This window comes from Vibrio sp. RM-69-4 (genome assembly GCF_024743775.1).
Taxonomy (GTDB): domain Bacteria; phylum Pseudomonadota; class Gammaproteobacteria; order Enterobacterales; family Vibrionaceae; genus Vibrio; species Vibrio anguillarum.
In genome coordinates this window covers 549819-568252 of record NZ_JAMQXI010000076.1, presented here as the reverse complement: position 1 = coordinate 568252, position 18434 = coordinate 549819, and the positions used below count along the sequence as shown (strand labels likewise).

15 protein-coding genes are annotated in these 18434 nt (G+C 40.6%); 8 read left to right on the top strand and 7 right to left on the bottom strand.

Translation table 11 applies throughout. From position 1 onward, the window contains the following. The first annotated feature begins 487 nt into the window (after positions 1-487). On the top strand, positions 488-580 hold the full coding sequence (locus NB504_RS18525; protein WP_405054817.1) for a hypothetical protein: 93 nt from the start codon (positions 488-490) through the stop codon (positions 578-580). Between the two features lie 193 nt (positions 581-773). Further along, a complete protein-coding gene (locus NB504_RS14830) occupies positions 774-1943 on the top strand; it encodes an MFS transporter (RefSeq protein ID WP_258429191.1) in 1170 nt (389 codons plus the stop codon). Positions 1944-2211: 268 nt separating this feature from the next. Here NB504_RS14830 and NB504_RS14825 read toward each other — a convergent pair whose 3' ends face one another. Then, entirely contained in the window at positions 2212-2847 is a 636-nt protein-coding gene (locus NB504_RS14825) for a LysE family translocator (protein WP_258429190.1), read from the bottom strand. A gap of 78 nt (positions 2848-2925) precedes the next feature. After that, complete coding sequence (locus NB504_RS14820; protein WP_017048676.1) at positions 2926-3636, bottom strand: type 1 glutamine amidotransferase; 711 nt, start codon at positions 3634-3636, stop codon at positions 2926-2928. A gap of 106 nt (positions 3637-3742) precedes the next feature. On the opposite strand from NB504_RS14820, the gene NB504_RS14815 reads away from it, so the two are divergent. Beyond that, entirely contained in the window at positions 3743-4513 is a 771-nt protein-coding gene (locus NB504_RS14815) for an AraC family transcriptional regulator (protein WP_258429189.1), read from the top strand. Between the two features lie 406 nt (positions 4514-4919). On the opposite strand, the gene NB504_RS14810 is transcribed toward NB504_RS14815, so the two are convergent. From NB504_RS14810 to NB504_RS14790, 5 genes are all read right to left on the bottom strand, one after another. Next, a complete protein-coding gene (locus NB504_RS14810; RefSeq protein ID WP_258429187.1) occupies positions 4920-5468 on the bottom strand; it encodes a hypothetical protein in 549 nt (182 codons plus the stop codon). Positions 5469-5709: 241 nt separating this feature from the next. Continuing rightward, positions 5710-6315: a type I-F CRISPR-associated endoribonuclease Cas6/Csy4 gene (cas6f, locus tag NB504_RS14805; protein ID WP_258429186.1), complete on the bottom strand. Its 606-nt coding sequence runs from the start codon at positions 6313-6315 to the stop codon at positions 5710-5712. Positions 6316-6323: 8 nt separating this feature from the next. Then, positions 6324-7355 carry a type I-F CRISPR-associated protein Csy3 gene (csy3, locus tag NB504_RS14800; RefSeq protein WP_258429185.1) on the bottom strand — a complete coding sequence of 344 codons (1032 nt, stop codon included), beginning with the start codon at positions 7353-7355 and terminating at the stop codon, positions 6324-6326. A 6-nt stretch (positions 7356-7361) separates the two neighbouring features. Continuing rightward, complete coding sequence (locus tag NB504_RS14795) at positions 7362-9449, bottom strand: type I-F CRISPR-associated protein Csy2 (RefSeq protein WP_258429183.1); 2088 nt, start codon at positions 9447-9449, stop codon at positions 7362-7364. A gap of 2 nt (positions 9450-9451) precedes the next feature. Further along, the gene (locus NB504_RS14790) at positions 9452-10663 is read right to left on the bottom strand and encodes a TniQ family protein (protein ID WP_258429182.1); all 1212 of its coding nucleotides are present in this window, start codon (positions 10661-10663) and stop codon (positions 9452-9454) included. Between the two features lie 494 nt (positions 10664-11157). Between NB504_RS14790 and NB504_RS14785 the strand changes: the two genes are divergently transcribed. The 5 genes from NB504_RS14785 to NB504_RS14765 all read left to right on the top strand — a co-directional run bounded on the left by NB504_RS14785 (position 11158) and on the right by NB504_RS14765 (position 18399). Then, positions 11158-12240 (top strand): ComEC/Rec2 family competence protein, encoded by a 1083-nt coding sequence (locus NB504_RS14785; RefSeq protein WP_258429180.1) that lies wholly within the window; start codon positions 11158-11160, stop codon positions 12238-12240. A gap of 1 nt (position 12241) precedes the next feature. Then, on the top strand, positions 12242-13543 hold the full coding sequence (locus NB504_RS14780; RefSeq protein ID WP_254617943.1) for an ABC-three component system protein: 1302 nt from the start codon (positions 12242-12244) through the stop codon (positions 13541-13543). Continuing rightward, a complete protein-coding gene (locus tag NB504_RS14775) occupies positions 13527-14066 on the top strand; it encodes an ABC-three component system middle component 1 (RefSeq protein WP_258429179.1) in 540 nt (179 codons plus the stop codon). Before NB504_RS14780 ends, NB504_RS14775 begins: the two co-directional genes overlap by 17 nt. After that, a complete protein-coding gene (locus NB504_RS14770) occupies positions 14056-17190 on the top strand; it encodes an AAA family ATPase (RefSeq protein ID WP_258429178.1) in 3135 nt (1044 codons plus the stop codon). The genes NB504_RS14775 and NB504_RS14770 overlap by 11 nt, the downstream gene beginning before the upstream one ends. Positions 17191-17421: 231 nt before the next feature. Next, positions 17422-18399 (top strand): IS481-like element ISVch1 family transposase, encoded by a 978-nt coding sequence (locus NB504_RS14765; RefSeq protein ID WP_001889101.1) that lies wholly within the window; start codon positions 17422-17424, stop codon positions 18397-18399. The last annotated feature ends 35 nt before the right edge of the window (positions 18400-18434 follow it).

Sequence of the window (18434 nt, the reverse complement as noted above, 5' to 3'; positions counted from 1 at the left end):
GGCATATTCGAGTCGTCAACAGGGTGTTTCTTAACAAATCAACGTAACGGCTAAATTGTGTGCATTTATCACACCTTCTATTTACCGAAAGAAACCAGAGAGTAAATCATTTAAAAACAGATATTTGCTTTGCTTTCTTCTGAGCTTGATGTTCAGTCTAACGCTGAAAAAAAACAAATTAAGTCCCGATGGGAATATGTATTAATAATTTAAGGGACTTAATTCAGCGTGGGTTATCCCCTATTATGCAATCCAACTTAATAATTACATTCAAAAAATTCTCGGTATCTTTCGCTGAGACTTTGAGGTTTGATGTGACGACGAATAACCCCATTGCCACTTCTGTTGTAAGAGTGACAGCGTGGTAAAGCATGGCTATGGCCCTAAAGGCTACCAAAGGTATCGCTGCCTGAGTTGCTGTCGCACGTTTCAAGTGAATTATTGTTACGAAGCCTGCAAACCAGGCATTAGGAGCAGAATTATTGAAATGACCGCACAAAATCATGGAAAGCGAGCAACCAGTCGTCACTCGCAAATTTCGTACAACACGGTTCTAAGCGCATCTCATCGGGATAAATAGAAGCCATTCCCACTTTTGAAAATGCAAATTCCAATAATTTGCCGAATTCAATTGCATTGATAACGGCATTTTTATTGGACGAAAAAACAATATTCTTGCGTCACCTATCCAAAGCATGGATTGAGTGCTCTAACAAAAACCAATGTTAACGGTACATATATTCCATACGTTAATAATCATTTGAGTTGAAACAATGAAAAAACAAAGCTTGTTTATCTTTGCTCTATCTTTAGCCGTTTTTGGCGTTATCACGACAGAGCTGGGTATCATCGGTCTTCTTCCGCAAGTCATGAAAGATTTAAACATTGACGTACAAGAAGCGGGGCTATTAGTCAGTATCTATGCTGTCATTGTCGCCATAAGCGGACCCTTCATCACATTATTGATGTCTGGATGGAATAGGAAGTATGTTCTAGTCGGCATTCTTTCCTTATTCGTGCTCTCGAACCTTGTGTACGCCATGACGCAAGATTATTCAACCATGATGATATTTCGAGTTCTACCGGCTTTAGTCCATGCTGTTTTCTTTTCTGTTGCTTTAGTGGTTGTCACTTCTATGGTTCCAGTTGAAGAACAAAGCAACGCCGCCGCTAAAGTTTTTGGTGGAGTAGCGGTAGGTTTGGTCTTTGGTATTCCGATTAGCTCTTATCTGGCTGAAGAATATTCACTTGCTTATGCCTTCTACTTTGGTTTAGGGGCGTGCGCCATTGCGTTAGTGAGTGTAATGTTCTTGATGGAAAGCGTGCCTGTAAAGGAAAAAATGTCATTCGGCTCTCAAGTGACTATTTTACGTAGCAAGTCCATGTGGCTGTCGCTATTCACCGTTATATTCATCTTTGCAGCGATGTTTTCTTCGTACAGCTTTATTACTCAATACTTAAGCACAGTAACGAATATGAACGGTACGTGGATTAGCGCCATGCTGATGGTGTTCGGTGTGTTTGGTATCTTTGGCAACTTTATCTTTGGTAAGTTACTCAGTCAGAATATGCGAAAAACTGTAGTGCTGTACCCTGTACTATTCAGTCTTACCTTTATCACAATTTACCTTATGGGATTTTCTTTCTACTTTATGATTGCCATGGTTGCATTTTGGGGCGCTGTACACTCAGCAGGCTTGATCGTTAGCCAGACATGGATAATGGAAAATGCGGGAGATTCTAAAGTGTTTGCGAATAGTCTTTTTGTATCTTTTTCAAACCTAGGAATTACTATTGGCTCGGTAATAGCGGGGTGGTTTATCGCTCAGTTCGGTGTAGAAAATCTATTCCTATCAAGCTTAGCATTTACGGTATTAGCGTTGATTAGTATCTTACTAAATCAGAAAAAAAGTCCCGATCTTAAACTTTCAGAAGTGAATTAATCCGCGAAAGTGCTGGCTTTCATTAGAGAAGCATAACCGCAAAGGTCAGCACTATTTCTATTACTTGCTCATTCCTGATTGGATTAAACATGTTAGTCCAATCTGCCATTCATTTTGCATTAGATTACTTAATTCAAAGTGCATGTCGCTACTTTGAACTGTCTATTAGTTCTAACAAAGTTTGGGGCAGCTCTGAGTTATCGATTTTCCTAAATTAGTATTTCATGCATTACTTGAGGTATAGCAAAGTGCTCATTAGTGACATTTATTAGCGACTGATGATTAATTTCAATCCTAATACTCCCATCACTGACCCAGACAAATAATCAATAAATTTTTTAAATTTTAAGTATGCTTGACGAGGGCGTGAAGCAGATAAAACTAAAGCAACAATAAGATACCATCCTGCATTACTCAAAAATGTACAGATTGGAACCGCAATAAAGAAATACATAGGTATGTTTTGCGGAAGCAGTGTTGTAAATACGCTGGCAAATACGATGGCTGTTTTTGGATTGCTGAGTTGGATTCCTAAACCTAATAAGTACGAACGAAATAAGGTAACATCTTGACATCGAGTAGTATCTATGGCATACAATGGAATTCGAGCTGATCTCACAATTCCAAATGCCAAAAACAAGAGATAGCATCCGCCTGCAATTTTAAATATTAAATAGCTTACCGGAATCAGGCTAAAAATTGTTTGTAATCCGAGTAAGGCGGCAACCGATAGAACTAAAGCTCCCATCCCCATACCTAACGCGGTAAAAATCCCATGCCGTCTTGAAAGTGAAATTGCTCGTCTGGCAACAAAGATAAAGCTGGGACCCGGACTCATAGCGCCGAGAGTAAGCGCTCCAGTGATTGCCAATATTGGCATGTATGTTTGCAAATCAAGGTCCATGTGTTTCCTCACCAAATATCTATAAAAAACCAGCTCAATGAGCCGGTGATAAAATAAAAAGCTACCAGAAACTTAACTTTATGCTTGATAGGCTTTCGCTAGTTTATCCAAAAATTCGAGTAGCTTTTGGTTCATCTCATCATAGTCATGATTCATTAGTACTTCAGAGTCATCAACGAAACGATAGTTTGCTGCCTCGCTGAGATCATCATTTTCGATCAGCAACGCTACAACATCTTTAGTCAATTCCATATGACACTGAAAACCAAACACAAAATCGCTATAAGCAACGATTTGTCGAGGACAGCCTTCACTGTACGCAATGATTTTGGCGTCTGGAGTCAGTCCCGGCATGTCGTTGTGCCAATGCCCCACTTCCAGAACGGTTCCAAAATGGTCAAACAGTGGATGGGTACTGCCGTCTTTGGTTAGCGTGATAGGGAACTTACCAATTTCGCGTTCAGGACTATGCTCATAGTGAGCATCTAATGCTTCACCAATGAGTTGAGATCCCAAACAAATACCAAGTACGACTTTTCCTGCATCAATCGCTTTTGTAATTACCGCCTTTTCACCTTTGGCATCGAAATGAGCACATTGTTCGATAGTGGTCACAGGATCTTGTGGGCCGCCCATGACAATCAGAAAATCGATATCATCTACTTTTTCCGGAAGAGAGTCACCGTCATAAACCCGAGAGTAACTCGTTGTATAGCCGCGATTTTTAGCCCAAGACTCATAAGCTCCCGGAGCTTCAAAATGTTCATGGATGATAAAGTGAATGTGCATCATTTAGTCCTTTTGTTTTTTGATAACAATTTACTGATGATGATATATCAAAAAAATATGGCGTAATTTATAATAACTGACAATTAATGTAGACAAGCCGCCATTTATGCAAGCTAATGATTTAATCAGAGATTTTCCAGATAAACAATTTATAACTAAAACGACTATCATGGCTTCTGGTTATATTGATGATTTCCATTCACATCCATGGCACCAAATCATCTTCCCGCGTCAAGGTTTGTTACAATCAGACATTAGTGATAAAAGTGGAATAGTCCCTCACAATGGTATGCTCTTTATCCCCGCCAATACCATTCATAAATCTGTTGCAATTACAGACACAGAATTTTTAGCGATTTACCTCAACCCTAACAAACATGTGCAGTATGGAAGTGAGCCGAAATCCTGTCAGGTAAGCTCCTTCCTCAAAGAGTTGATATTGCTTTTATTTAAAAGTGATACGCTCTCACAGCCGGAATCCAACTTGGCACATTTGTTAACAGTCTTACGAGATCAAATCGAGGCAGCAAAAAGTTATGAAATACCACTTCTCATCCCTACGGACAAACGCCTTTTATCTATTTTTCTACAGCTTAAACAGCAACCTGACTTACCGTTTACGTTAAAAGAATGGGCAAAAAAAGTCGGAGCATCTGAGCGCACATTATCCAGATTATGTGCGAAAGAGTTCTCTCAATCATTTGCTCTGTGGCGACAAAATATAAGGCTGGTTTTATCTCTGCCATTATTAAGCTCGAAAATGAGCATACAGGAAATTGCTATGGAGTTGGGATACGCATCTGATTCATCCTATGTACAGGCTTTTAAAAAGCTGTTCAATCAGACACCAAGAAAATACCGCACTGCAAACCTATAAACGAGTACCGACTCTCTAATACACGGATTACACTACTTTTGGGATTATTTTTAGTATAGCAAAATCAAGAACCATCTCTGATGCACTATCTGAGACGAAACTCACTTTGGGGCACTTCTGAGTTACGACGCGCCAACTTTTAAAGTTCTGCACAAAAGCGTTTTAAGAACTTCGGGCGACATCAACCTTTCTTACTTCCAGATCGCAAAACGACATATCATGAAGCGGTGCCAATAGTGGCTGAAATTTGAAAAAATCGCTCACATCCATTCTGAAGTGTTGGATTCATTTTATACAAAATTTTTTCTGAACATGCGTACATGTGCACACGGATAGTAGTTTTACCCACGAGCCCTGAGCTGAGCATCAGGATTTTTCTAATCCAAAATACCTGAATTACCTCCCCCTAATTTAAGTCGTCAATATTCGTTTGTAGTAATGTTGTAGATTGATAGAAAGGCACCCTGTAATCACAAAAAACATCTCGATAATCTTCATTAGACTCAACAACAAAGATAACTCGTAAGTTATCTATTGATCGGACTGTTAGCCGACTACGTAACCAACCTGCAAAGTTCGTGTCCTTTAACGCTTCAACACCGTAAAACCAAATCCAACGAGGATATTCATTTTCTTTAATAGACTTGTTCAGCTTTTTTGACGACCTAAAATTGTCTCTATACTCTTTCAAATCAATGGATTCTACCGCAATACCCATAGATTCATTGATTCGGTTGATCTCCAACACAAATGTGTCTGGCAGGTTTGCACGAAACACATGATGCCTATACATGTTCAGGCCCCAAGTACACCTAACATATCGTTCAAGTCCTACCTCATAGTGATTGAAATTAACATCAATAGCTTCAAGTCTTTTTAAATACATGGGGAGCCTTTTAAACAAAAAACCACCAAGAGAAAACTTGATGGTTTTGATTATTAACTGCTTGTTCAACAGGTAGGTTGCTTTCTTCCTGACCTATTCTTGGCTGCCTATGCGGCAGGTCACTTTTTTAAGAGATGAGAACTTGCCCTTTTTGATTCTTGGCTGTCTATGCGACAGGTGACTATAAAGCATAGTTATCAAGTCTCTGATTCTGCGTGCTTAAAGTCACAAATCGGGAAAATACCCTATAAAATTTAAATATTGTAAGTCATTGTTTCTATTTATCTGAACAAGAGTTTTCAAAAAAGGGTTAACAGCGTAAGTCAGGCACCGTTCCTCTTCTTTCTTGATTGGTGGCTAAACCATAGCTATTGAAGTTTGCTCCACCACGCTCACCGACAAATTCCTTTTGTACAAACAACATATAATCTTCCCCAGATGAACCGCTGGAGATTGGTATTCGATGAAAACTATCGATAACACGGTCTTCGTTCGTTACTGGTAATCGTTGTTCAGCCCCAGAAAGCTCGGCTCTCACCATGCTACGTTTAATTCGCCGTTTCTTCGAGCCTAAAAAGCTCTTGTTAATCATTTGGTTGCGAACAAACCTTACTTCCCCCAAGTTCTCCGGTACCTCACAGATACTCGATAGTTCGAATAAACCTTCTTTCACCATCAAAGAGAAATAGGGCTGAAAAGAGAGTCCAATCATCATCTCTTTATCTTCAGCAACAAAGGCTATGGTTTGACCAACCGTAGATTCATTCCAATCAGGGAAGATCACTCCAATCCTATTCATCGCTTGTCGATTATTGACCATAAACAAGTGCATTTGAGATATACAACGCCCTGCTAACAGCTCATAGTCGGCTTGAACAGGAGTATAACGTATACAGAAGTAGTAACGCTTCGTCATAGTCATCCTTACTTCGCTTTGGAACAATTGAAGAGACCACCCTTGATCAAGACCGACATAATGAAGTGCACGTCATTTGGGATGGTCTGAGAAGCTGTCATTGTCTCAATCCAATTCTCTGTATTTCTGACTAATTGGTAAAAGTCATTTCCATGGGTTACGTGTCGCCTTGCTATTACGTATTCTCGGTCAGCGCCATATTCATTCACTCTTAATGGCTTATCTGCGTTTTCATGCCACCAATCATCAATCGATTGCAACGCGGCACCAACTTTTTGTCCGTGAAACGCGACGGTTTCTTTTCCGCTTAAAAGATCTATTTTGGCTAGCTGCTTAGTAGGGACTCCATCTTCTCGACTATCCAAAAACTCTTGGCTTGGGTAAACCTCATCTCCCCAACCAACCCGCATTCTTGCTTTGACGTCCATGTAGAAGTATTCGCTTGGGTCAGACAGTGCTCGCTCCAGATAGGCTGTAAGCCTTTCTAAGCATTCTGTTGAATCACCATCCCAATGACCATACCAAGAGAGTTTTTGAGCATGTTCGACAACAAAGGTATCCAATTCACTGGTCGTCACTTCAATAGTGATATTTCTGCACTCACGATTTCGCCATAACCAAGTACCAAGCAAGATGTTCTTCGCATAACGATTAGCTAACTCTTTGTATCCTTTGAGCTCTTTATAAATCTTAGCAAACATAGACAGTTTACTGCGCACTTCATCATCACTACAGATATTCGGTGTTAACGAATTGGCTCGAATTCGAAGTGAAAATGCGCAATAGATTTCATCAACGCCGGGCTTTACATAGCACTCTTCGATGAACTGAGGGTTCGAATAGGCCAAGTCTTGGGGGGCAACATTCTTGTCTACGAACTTGTTCCCCTTGTATGCTTCTGAATAACTCCCTTTTGGTGCGCGCAATCGGGTTTTATCTACATTAAGGGGACACATCTCACCACTGTCGGATAGATAGTAGAAATAAGCTTTGCCAGCAGAAAGTGATCGGACATAGTTCAACTGAGTGCAAAGTTCCATAAGCGATTAATCCCTATAGTTTTTTATAAGAATAGTTTCGCTACTGCATTCTATCGACCAAAAGGCGTGGTTTAAAAAGTGATCTCGTCCACTAAAACGGACCTCTATCGGGTTTATTCGCTTAGCTAGCCCTATCGTATTCTCCGCATAAGCATGACAACCTGTGATTGCGTCACCCCTCTTAGTTGGATGCTCTAATAAATGGTAACCAAGAGAAACGGGCAAGTTATCATCGTCTTGAGTGAGCAACCGCTCTAACTCATCAAAATTAGTAGGTTGCTTTTCACTTGGGTATAACCATCGCCCGTATGCAGGTAATCCTTTTAAAACATGGAAAAGTTCACTCCTGCCTGTAAATGTTCTAAGCCACTCAATCTGCGTCGATAGCTGTGGTTGGTATAATGCCCCTCCGGCGAAAGCAACGGGAAGCGCCGTTTTAAGCGCTGATCTAAAATCTGAAATTCGGCTTTCACTATGGACTCTGATAACTAAGTCTATTTCTAGGTCCGCCAATCGTTCACTACGAATGGTTGATCGTTTAGCATTCGAGACCGTTCTGGCTTTGGCGACTGAATTAGGTTCAGTAAGCTTCGCTGTTGATTGAATATTCTCGTTTCGAACATAAAAAGCGAAACTCGAAAACTCAACTGGGGAACCATTGTTAACTAATTGATTAAATTGCCTTTGATAATCGTGCATGAACCCCCAAATGGCCGTTAACGAAGGAACGCCACACAAATAAGGATTACTCATCGCTGCCGCATCTTGCACTCTCATTGACGACAGGTAGATATATTGCTCCCCCGTCACCGTATCTTGATTGTTAATTGGCTTACTAAGTTGCTCAAGCACCCATGTCACTTGGGCTTTCGCTAACTGCATCAGTTTTGGGTGATAAGCAAACTTGGCAGAATACGTATTATTTTGAAATGCGAGATGTAAGCGTCGGTTAAACTCACCAGCCAAAGAGCCAAGCTCCAATTCTGGTAACGACAAAAAGGCTTGAGCTAAGGTGTCGTCATGCTCTAGTTGTTGCTGATTGGGTTCAGATTCGGCGATATCTCTTAACTCAATGAGTGGCAGCATCCATAAGGCTATTTGCTTTCGTAAAATCTTACTCCTAACCTGACGAGCTCTTTCTCTTTGCCGCTGTGTTTTGGATGGCTCAGACCCAATTAGGCGATTTAGCACCTGACATATTTTGGCGTTAGTTACCTGATAGTCATCAAAGTAATGACCACTCTTTTGACGGTTTTCCGTTAACGTCCCACCCTTGGCCTGCTTAACACCTAGCGGGTAATTTAGGACTCTCATATACCCACCCAAACTGCCACACAGGTTCCCAATACTGGCAGAATTAGGCAGTAACGAAGAGACAAAACTGAACTTGTTTTCTGGACTTCGCGCTCTTATTTCTAATTCGCACTGAAGAGCATGACTCACAACGGGGGTGATCGAAACATAATCATCCCCCCATGGAAACCGTAATTGCTTACTGTAAGTACTAACACTGTCGGGAAAACTATTCTCAGGAAATTGTTCTTCAATTGCACGTTGTAAGCGAGCAAGTGACTTCACATCCAAGCCAAATTCTGTAAGCAGATCAAGCCAAACTGGATTTTTCTGCTGAATAAGCGAAAGAATACACACTGGCTGTGATTGCCATTTAAAAGGATTCAGTAACCATAATGTGTGACGATAGACAGCAGAGTTATGAGCCCAGCCCAATCGCTGATCCAATACTGCACTTGAAATAAACTCCTCGGCTGTAGAAAGAGGTCGCGCAATTATCCGTTGGTCCTTAACACGACAGTCTGGAAACTTTAGGTTATGTGTGTGGAACCACTGGATTTCAGCAAGAGAGGCATCTAAGTTTTCGCGGTCTTTTAAATACCTTTGAGCCCGAGCTACATCCAACCAATCCAAGCATCTATCCGCTTGATGGCTTGAACTGAGATTAAGCAAAATCGTCAACGTTTCTTGTTCATACCCATCAACACAAACGTCTTCTGTATAGGGCATGAACATCTTTTTTAGAGCAGTTTGTTTTATTGCTTCGTCTTCAATTGCTAGTAGATCACTTAATTTCGTCATAATTACCACTCAGGTAGATACACGCTTAAACCGTCATTTTCAGAGCACATGCGAGTCAGCTTTGTTTCGATGACACTTCTTAGGGTGAACGCCGATTCATGGCTGGCAATTTTGGTATGCATCCGCGGCCTAATCGCTGCTTTAATCTCACCAAACTCATACAACCGATACATCTCATCCGTTGTGCATGAAAGTAATGTAGACGCTTCTAAGGGGCTCAACAGCACATCGCCTACATTCCCTTTGCTGCTTGAAGGCATTGTAGCCATTAACTTTGTAAAGTGGGCTAACACTTGAGTGAGCACGCTATTACGCTCTAACAGCCTACTTGGTAACTGCCGGCAATCTTTAAGCAAAGCGCCAAAAACTTCATTGAAAAACGTCTTTTTCCAATCTTTGATTCGAATGAGATCGGCTTTGTTTACCAACTCATCGAGCTCTTCCTTCAGCACTCTTGGCCAACAAGAGCAATACTCAACAAATGACTCAAAGCTGATGTTCTCAATATCGCCGTAACGATTAACGTACCATAGTAAAAAACCATAGCGCTCAGATATCGTCATTTCTGCCTTCAGTAATCCCAAAGGTTTTGAGTCATTTCCTGACAACCATCTTGCAACCAGTAACGCAGCTACTGGCGCATCTTCTATCGGTGAGTTTCGGAGTTCAAAACCGCATTCGCATTGGCTAATACTCTCAGTGGTTTGGTATTCCAATCTCGATTGGCACTCTGGGCAGTGATGAACCAATTTACAGCCATGGCGCTCACAAGCTTGCTGAGAAAGAAATTGCCACTGCTGGCGAATGTATGGAGCCTCACTAATACATAAAGGGCAAATAGGCGTGAAGCGTTTACCAAGAAAAACGAAAGGATAATCAGATCCCAACCGATGCACGGCTTTGTATTCGGGAGAAAATTGAGCTTTTGAATGTGACAACGCAAGGCGCAGTGCACCAAAGTTATTGAGTTTTAATTGGTTCTCAAGATGGATAAGAACTCGCACCCGCATTTGGCTTGTGGTTTGCGCGTGGTAGATATTGATTCGCTTGAGCTCAAGAGGGAAAGCACCGGGAATCGCTCCATGCTGATCCAACGTGTCAAACCAGATGTCTTCAGCAAAATGAGAAAATCGCTCGTAGCCTTGTTCTTGCGATAAGCGCAACAAGAAGCTTTCGAGCGATTCGTCAGGGTAAAGTTGAATGTCCGTTTTCACATGCCACCGCCAAACTTAGAATTTCTAAGTTTTAGTATCGAGGATATTTCATATATTGCAACCATAGAAGCCAATGTGTTTTGCAAAAAACGCCCACGAACTCACCCAATATACGACAGAATCGCTTGGTAATCACAAGCTGTGATGCGAACGATCTAAGAAGGTTCTGCCCCTTTTCAAGTTGGCGATATCGTTAATGAACGCTCTGTTGTAACAGATTTACCCTACGAAAAGTAATGATCGTCAAAAGGCAAGACCTGACTCCATTGATTTCACCAGCCCCTAACTGCAAAGCGGTTTCACAAACATTAATAGATAACAAAAGTAACATCTCTTATCTTGTGAGTTTGTGAAATTATCTCGATGTTACTTTAAACATAGAAATTTGTGTTTTGTGGAATTTTACGTTAGTACCTCTTTGATGTTTAGTCGATCAATATCAAACCTAATTTTATGAAATTTGTGGTATATTTTGATTAACTTAATGGATGGTAGTGTTACTACTGGAAATGGATGAAATATTTATGGCTGTTACAGTCAAAGTTCTTGAAGCAAATCATGGCGACTGCATTTTAGTTAGTCATGAAGATTCCTCCGGTGTTTACAACATCCTCATTGATGGCGGCACTTCAACCACTTTTAAATACGGGCCGAGGTTGCGTTATGACGGTGCACTTTGCCGAGCGCTAGATGAACTTAAAAGCAAAGGTCAGAATATTGATCTTGCGGTACTAACTCATATTGATGACGACCATATTCATGGACTGATAAAAGCTTTTGAAACACCTGGGTACTTATGTGACCTCGTCAAGTCTATCTGGTTCAACTCATCTCGTTTGATTACACAACATTTTGGTGCTTCTGAAATACCAGAGAATAATGTTCGCTTGACCGACAACTCTCCCAAAACAAGTGTTAGTCAGGGAAAGGAGCTTGAAACACTGCTTTGTGAAGTAGGATGTAATCGTTCTCCTCTCATATTAGCTGGACAAGTCCATGCTGTTGGCCCGTTCACATTGAAAGTCTTGTCTCCCGGGCGAGGTCAGTTAGAGCGGTTATTGCATAAATGGCCTTCTGAAGTTGAGTCAGGTGCTACAGCTGCTCACGACAATGATTATGCTCTTTCTCTAGAAGAAATTTGGGAAGCAGACGAATTTGAGTCAGATTCATCCGTTTACAATGGCAGTTCAATCGCTTTTTTGTTGGAAGTAGATAATACAAAAATGCTCTTTCTTGGAGACGCTCATGACCAAGTCGTAGTGGAGCATCTCAAAGAACTAGGCTTTGATGAGACAAATAAGCTTCACCTTGACCTTGTGAAGGTTTCACATCACGGTAGCCAATATAATACTAGTTCTGAGTTTCTTTCCTTACTCCAGTCATCTCGTTACGTAATTTCGACCAATGGCTCTAAGCATGGCCTGCCAAACAAAAGAACCATCGCCAGGATTATCAAGGATACAGACGGTCAGATTTGTTTCAATTACAGCGATGTGATCAAACCATTGCTCTTAGACCATGAAATACAACACTATGGCTCTCGACTAGAAGCGCTGGATGAGGAGATCCAACTTTAACATGACAGTCTCTGAAATCATTAACTCATACTGTGTCAAAGTGAATGGTGGTAGTGGCGTATTAGTAAACGCAATGACACGAGAGTATTCTTATGTACTCACTGCTGCGCATGTAATTCCTGAGAATCAGGATGAAATTGTTGTTAACGATTATCAAAATAATCGGCTTGCCGTTTTATCTGTGCTGATTCCTCCGGAGTGGGATGAATCAGAGCCAGACCGTTATGATTATGCAATTTTAAAAGTAGATTATCAGGAACGACTAGCACAAAAATGCGCACCTGCTTCAGACTTAACTGAACTTGCCCCACTTACCCTTGTAGGCTTCCCGATAACAGAGAGAGACTCCTCGGATCCTATTAAAGAATATACAGGTCATAAGATTAGTGTGGCTAATGACCTCATTATTATGTTTCTTGATGGTGGACCTGGAACAACAACGATTAGAGGTATGTCTGGTGGTGGCGTTTATCATATTAAAGAAGAGAAACCATTGCTCGTTGGTGTTGAGTTTCAAATGGATGGTACTGGTAGCGAGCAACAGTATGGTCGTGCTCAATGCCACAGTCTAGCAAGGTTCGAAGAATTAATTGCTGCGTATTCAAGCGCACCAATGATCCCCGCCTATTTGGAGTGCTTTTCAAATATGCGAGACAGGATATTCACGTTTAATGTTATTGATCAAAATAACGTATCTAACCTTAAACTAGAGCTTGGGAGAGCAGCAGACTATTTAATCAATACTGGTTTGGTTCCACCTTATAAAGTAATGGAACGATATCATTCAGATCTTTTAGTCGAACCTAGCAATATTGGGGAACTTAAAACCTATGAATTGTGGGTGGCATATTTGGAGTTCTTAGTAATTAGTGTGTTGATTGACCAATCAGCTGGGGCTGATGATGCTTATCTGAAAGGTTTAGAACGGAAACGTCGGTTGATATATACAAGCAATGGCACTAATTGGGTCAGTCGCTTGGAAGACTTATTAAAAACTGCTCGCAGGCTTTTAGATAAAGATGGGACTTTGATAGTTGCTTCTCCTGAACCAGCAGCAAGGGTATTGCCGCCATCATTTAGACTAGAGAGCGTTATAAGTAACATTTCTGTTGTGCCAAATCAGGGGCCATTCCCTGTTATTGATTCATCAGAAAGTGCGATCTTAACAAGCTTTAAATTGACCCATTTAGAAGGTCTTCGCCAAAAATGCGTAGTAGATATTGAAGATGAATATCCAAACTTACAATCAGGTAAGTCGCAATCGGATTTGTTGAGAGAAAAGCTAAGTGAAATTATTAATTAATGAAATTGATCTGGGATTTTTATCTAGCCAATATGAAAATATTCAGTTTTATATGTTTCGCTCCGATGATCCCCTTTCTTTTATATCCTGCATAGTATGCGTATGTGAAACGGCATATGACATTATAGAAAATTGGCGATCTATCCAAAATATGATGGCCGTCTATCATCAACACTCAGGTGGTTTTGATGCCTGGAACATGTATTTGGCGTTTGTTTCTGTTGAAAGCATTCCCGTATGGGAAAAATATGAAATCGAAAATAACAAGTTTTCTGCGCGTAAAATAGTACTGGATGATTTTCAAGAAATCCCAGACATTGAACAGTTAATTATTGAGCTAGAGAAACAGTTATTGGGTTCAGATCTAACACTTGAAAGTCGATCATTCCAGCTAGAAGAAGATTTACCGTATCTAGAAAACTACTATCGTGGCGCTCCTTTAGATTCTAAAAGCGAGTCTAGAGATAAGCGAGCATTGATGATCGATAAAATAATTGAAAGTTTGAACAGTAATGAAAATTAAAAAAGTTGAGATTGAGGCGTTTCGAGCCTACCAGTTAAAGTCAGATGGAACTTTTGATTTTACAAATGATGGAGAAGAGCCTGCTAACTTTGTTGCGATCTATGCTCCAAATGGATTTGGGAAAAGCTCTTTTTATGATGCTGTAGAGTGGGCTGTTACCAATCATTTAGAAAGGCTTGGTGGAGAATATAATAAAGCAAATAATCAAAGCGCAGCTAAATCGACAAAGAACCCGAATGAAGGGCTAAAGATTCTACGTAACAAGTATGTAGATGAAGGAGTGGACACCAAAGTTGTAGTATCCACCAACGGTAAGAACACTTTTGAACGTAAGCTTCCGAAGCCTCGTATGAATCAATTCGATATGCGTATAGGAGATAACAAAAAACGAGAAAATGATTTCTTTCGGCGTGTCATTCTTAGTCAAGATGAAATTGATAGATTTCTTCGGGAGGAAAAGCCACAAGATCGCTATTCCAAGTTTATGAAAAGCTTCGGTGGAGATATTGAAACTGCTCGCATGGAGTTGTCTGTACTTATAAACGATAACCAATCTGAGTTAAGTTCTCTTAAAAATAAGCGAAATGCTTTGCTAGAAGAATTAAAGCAGCCGATAGATCTTTCTATTTTTGAACAATTCAATTCAGTTGCTACTGAACTTAATGTCTTGGGTGAAAATATTGTTCTACCTGATGAAAGTCTTTCATCAGAGAAAGTTCGTAAACTTGATTCTAACCTTGTGTCACGACAGTTTGAACTGAATACATCAGTCCATGCCAATAGTAAAATGCTTGAAGAGTTATCAGAACTGATAAATAAAATACCCGAAATAGAGCTTCATGCTGGCTATGAAATAGAGCAAAAAACTAAACTTGCGCGGCTTTTGAAAGGTGTTACTGACGCTGACAAGTATAAAAGTTTATTAGACTCGTACGAGAAATGTGTAGAGGATCAGAAACAGGCGAATGTGCGTCTAAATCGTCTGATTGAAATAGCTGAAAGTGCTGAGTGTTTTTTACAAACCGAATTGCGTGTTAAAGAGATAACTAAAACTAAAAGCGCTTTGACTGAAGATTGCTCCAGAATAAATGCTGAATTAGCTGGCTTTCAGAAGAACCTAACAGAGTTGAATAACGAGCTTAAGATAGATAACGACAGAGTTTCCCTTCTTAGAAACTCGTTGGATAACTCTGGTCCAGTTTATGCTGAGCTATCGAATAATCGAAAGCGGATCGACGTTTTAAATCAGCAAATCACCGATAAAAATAATGAGATCCAGGTAGATAAGATCCAGCAAGATAAATTGAGTCGTGAACTGAGCGAACTATCAGCTTTAAGGATTACATCTAGCTTACTGCTAGCGGGAAAGGTTGGAGGCTTGGTTTTTGAGCGACAAAACATAGAGAGGCTCACAAGGTGTCAAGCAGATCTTGATCTGCTTGAAGTTCATAACAAGACTTTACAAGCTACGCAAAGAGCCATAACAGATCAGATGGAAACACATGAAAGGCTTATTTCCATTGGCTTAGATTATCTGAGTATTAAGCCTTCTCATATTTGTCCCTTGTGCACAGAGCCTCACTCATCTCCAGAAGAACTAATAGCTAAAGTTAAGGGCCAAAATCTACTGTCTGAACTGAGTCGAGAGAACTCTAAAAGTATTTCACTGGCTTCAACAAGACAGAAAGAACTTAGAAATGAAATTCAAGGAATTACTCAGCAAGCAGTTGAATCACAGGCTCTGCAACTCACCGAACTTCGCAATAAGTTATATGAAATTGAAGTTAAACTTGTTAAAGCTGAGCAAGAGAAGAATACCTTTGAAGGTGAGTGTAAGAACTTACAGCATAGAAATGCTGAACTAGAGAGGTCAGTTTGGGGGCTTTCGCATCAAGAGCTTGTAACTAGAGTAGAAGCAGAGATTTACCAGTTATCCGTGAAGCGGCCTAATCTGACTCAACAACAAGATAACTTAAATGCGCAAATTCAAGTAGCTATTGAGTCGCTTAAAGCCAAGCGCGTTGAGAACAGTATGTTAGAATCTGAGTTGGAGACTAAAAGCAGAGCCCATGTTTATGTCTCAGTGTTGGCATATCTAAATGAAAATGCTATTGCTCCTCAAGAGATAAACAAGCACTGTGAAATGAAAAAAAATGAGCTTGAAGCCGTTGTCCAAGGATATAGAACTTCATGTGAATCCCTAGCTAGTCAGTGTCATGAATTACAACAGGAGATGCTAGCTAATGGAACGTGGGTGGATTTTTCACAACTGAAGAAAGAGAAGGAAACCTTAGAGTTAGCACTTGCTAGTACTCAATCGGTAATTAATGCGTTTTATAACAGTTTATCCAATATTATTAGCATTCGCTCTGATGACACATTAACCCAAGTAAAAGTGCTAATAACAGCTAAGGCTGAAGAATGTCAGATTCGTGCTCACGAGCTAGAAAAGTTGCTAAGTGGTGTTAAGTTGCTCTTGGAGCTTATGACCTCATTAAAGCCTTACATAAAACACATATCTACTCAGAAAGAACTGGAGGCCTTGGAGCGTAAGCTAGAACAGAGAAATCGAGTTGACGAGGTGTTGGTTGCAGAAAGGGCTGTCATAATAGAAAAGCTAGAAGTGCTCATTAATAACTTTTTCTTTGAAGATCTTATCAACTCAATTTACAAGAAAATAGACCCTCATCCTACATTTAAAAAAGTAGAGTTCAAAGTTAGCTTCGATACGGAAAAGCCATGTTTAAATATTTTGGTAAGCGATGGGGTAGGTGGAATGATATCCCCAATTCTTTATTTTAGTGCAGCCCAAACGAATATTCTGAGCTTGAGTGTATTCCTAGCGAATGCGCTCCATGCGACAGATGATGAAGGCAATCCTATTGATGTTATTCTGATCGATGACCCAATCCAATCAATGGATTCGATTAACGTCCTTTCGACGATAGACCTTTTACGTAGTATATGCTTGCAGTTTGACAAGCAGCTCATCATATCGACACATGATGAAAATTTCTTTGGTTTGCTCCAACGAAAAATTCCGACGGAGATTTTTGGTTCAAAGTTCCTTCAACTGAAAAAATTTGGCGTTGTTGTGCCGGTAGAGCCTATCTTCAATAGTTAATAGAATAATGGTCGAAGGCAGTATAGCGAATGCTTCGCATTATGCGTGACCTTCGATTTTTTCGTTGATTTTGATTGTGAGAGAAAAGGATATTTTCGAGAAAGCTAAATATGTTAGTGGAAAAAATTAAGACTGAGGCAGGTTCTTTGCCCTAACATATAAGTGCCTTCGGCTGGCCATAGGCCTAAGCTGTGTGATTCATAGACATCCTTTCAACTATACTGGGTGTCTATGGACAGAGAAATCCAACAAAGACTACAGTGGGTAAAAATGTATGAGGAATGTGGTGATGCAGGCCTCGTATGTCGACGCTGTGGTATTTCCAGACCAACATTACGAAAGTGGGCTAAGCGATATAAGCAATGTGGAATCGCTGGTCTGGAAAGCCAGAGCAGACGCCCTCATTCATCTCCAGATACCAAACTCACTGATGAGCTAAGAGCATTGATCCTTACGATGCGTGACAAACGCAATTTAGGGGCGCGACGTTTACAAACGGAATTAATCCGACTTCACAAAATACACCTAAGCACAGCGACACTCCATAAAGTTTTATCCGAAGCATCAGTCAAACCCATCGTAACTTACCGACGCAAAAAAGATTTCCAAAGATATGAGCGCCCAATTCCTGGTGATAGAGTCCAGATGGACACGTGTAAAATAGCGCCTGGAATTTACCAGTATACAGCTATTGATGATTGCTCTCGCTATCGGGTTCTAAGGTGCTACTCTCGGCGCACAGCAGCAAATACAGTCGACTTTATCGATTGTGTCGTGGAAGAGATGCCATTTCCTATCCAGCGTATTCAGACGGACAGAGGGCGTGAATTCTTTGCTGAAAAAGTCCAGAAACAACTCATGATTTATGGGATCAAGTTTCGCCCAAATAAGCCTGGCTCACCTCACTTGAATGGCAAAGTGGAACGCTCGCAGAAAACAGATAAAAGTGAGTTCTATCCGACCATAGATGTCTCTGTGGGGCTGCAAGAACTGGATCTGCTACTAGCTGAATGGCAACACTACTACAACTGGGAACGGCCCCACAGCTCGTTAAATGGGCTAACCCCGATAGACAGGATTACTGAGATATCTGATCAAACTCCTTTGTCTGAAGAGGTATCTCAGAACTACCAGATCAAGAAAGAGCGGTTTCAAGAGCAAAATTACAAGCTCGATCTTCAGCTAAGAAAATTGAAACCATCTCTATGAATCACACACCTAAGCATCGATTTTGGCTGCGTCAG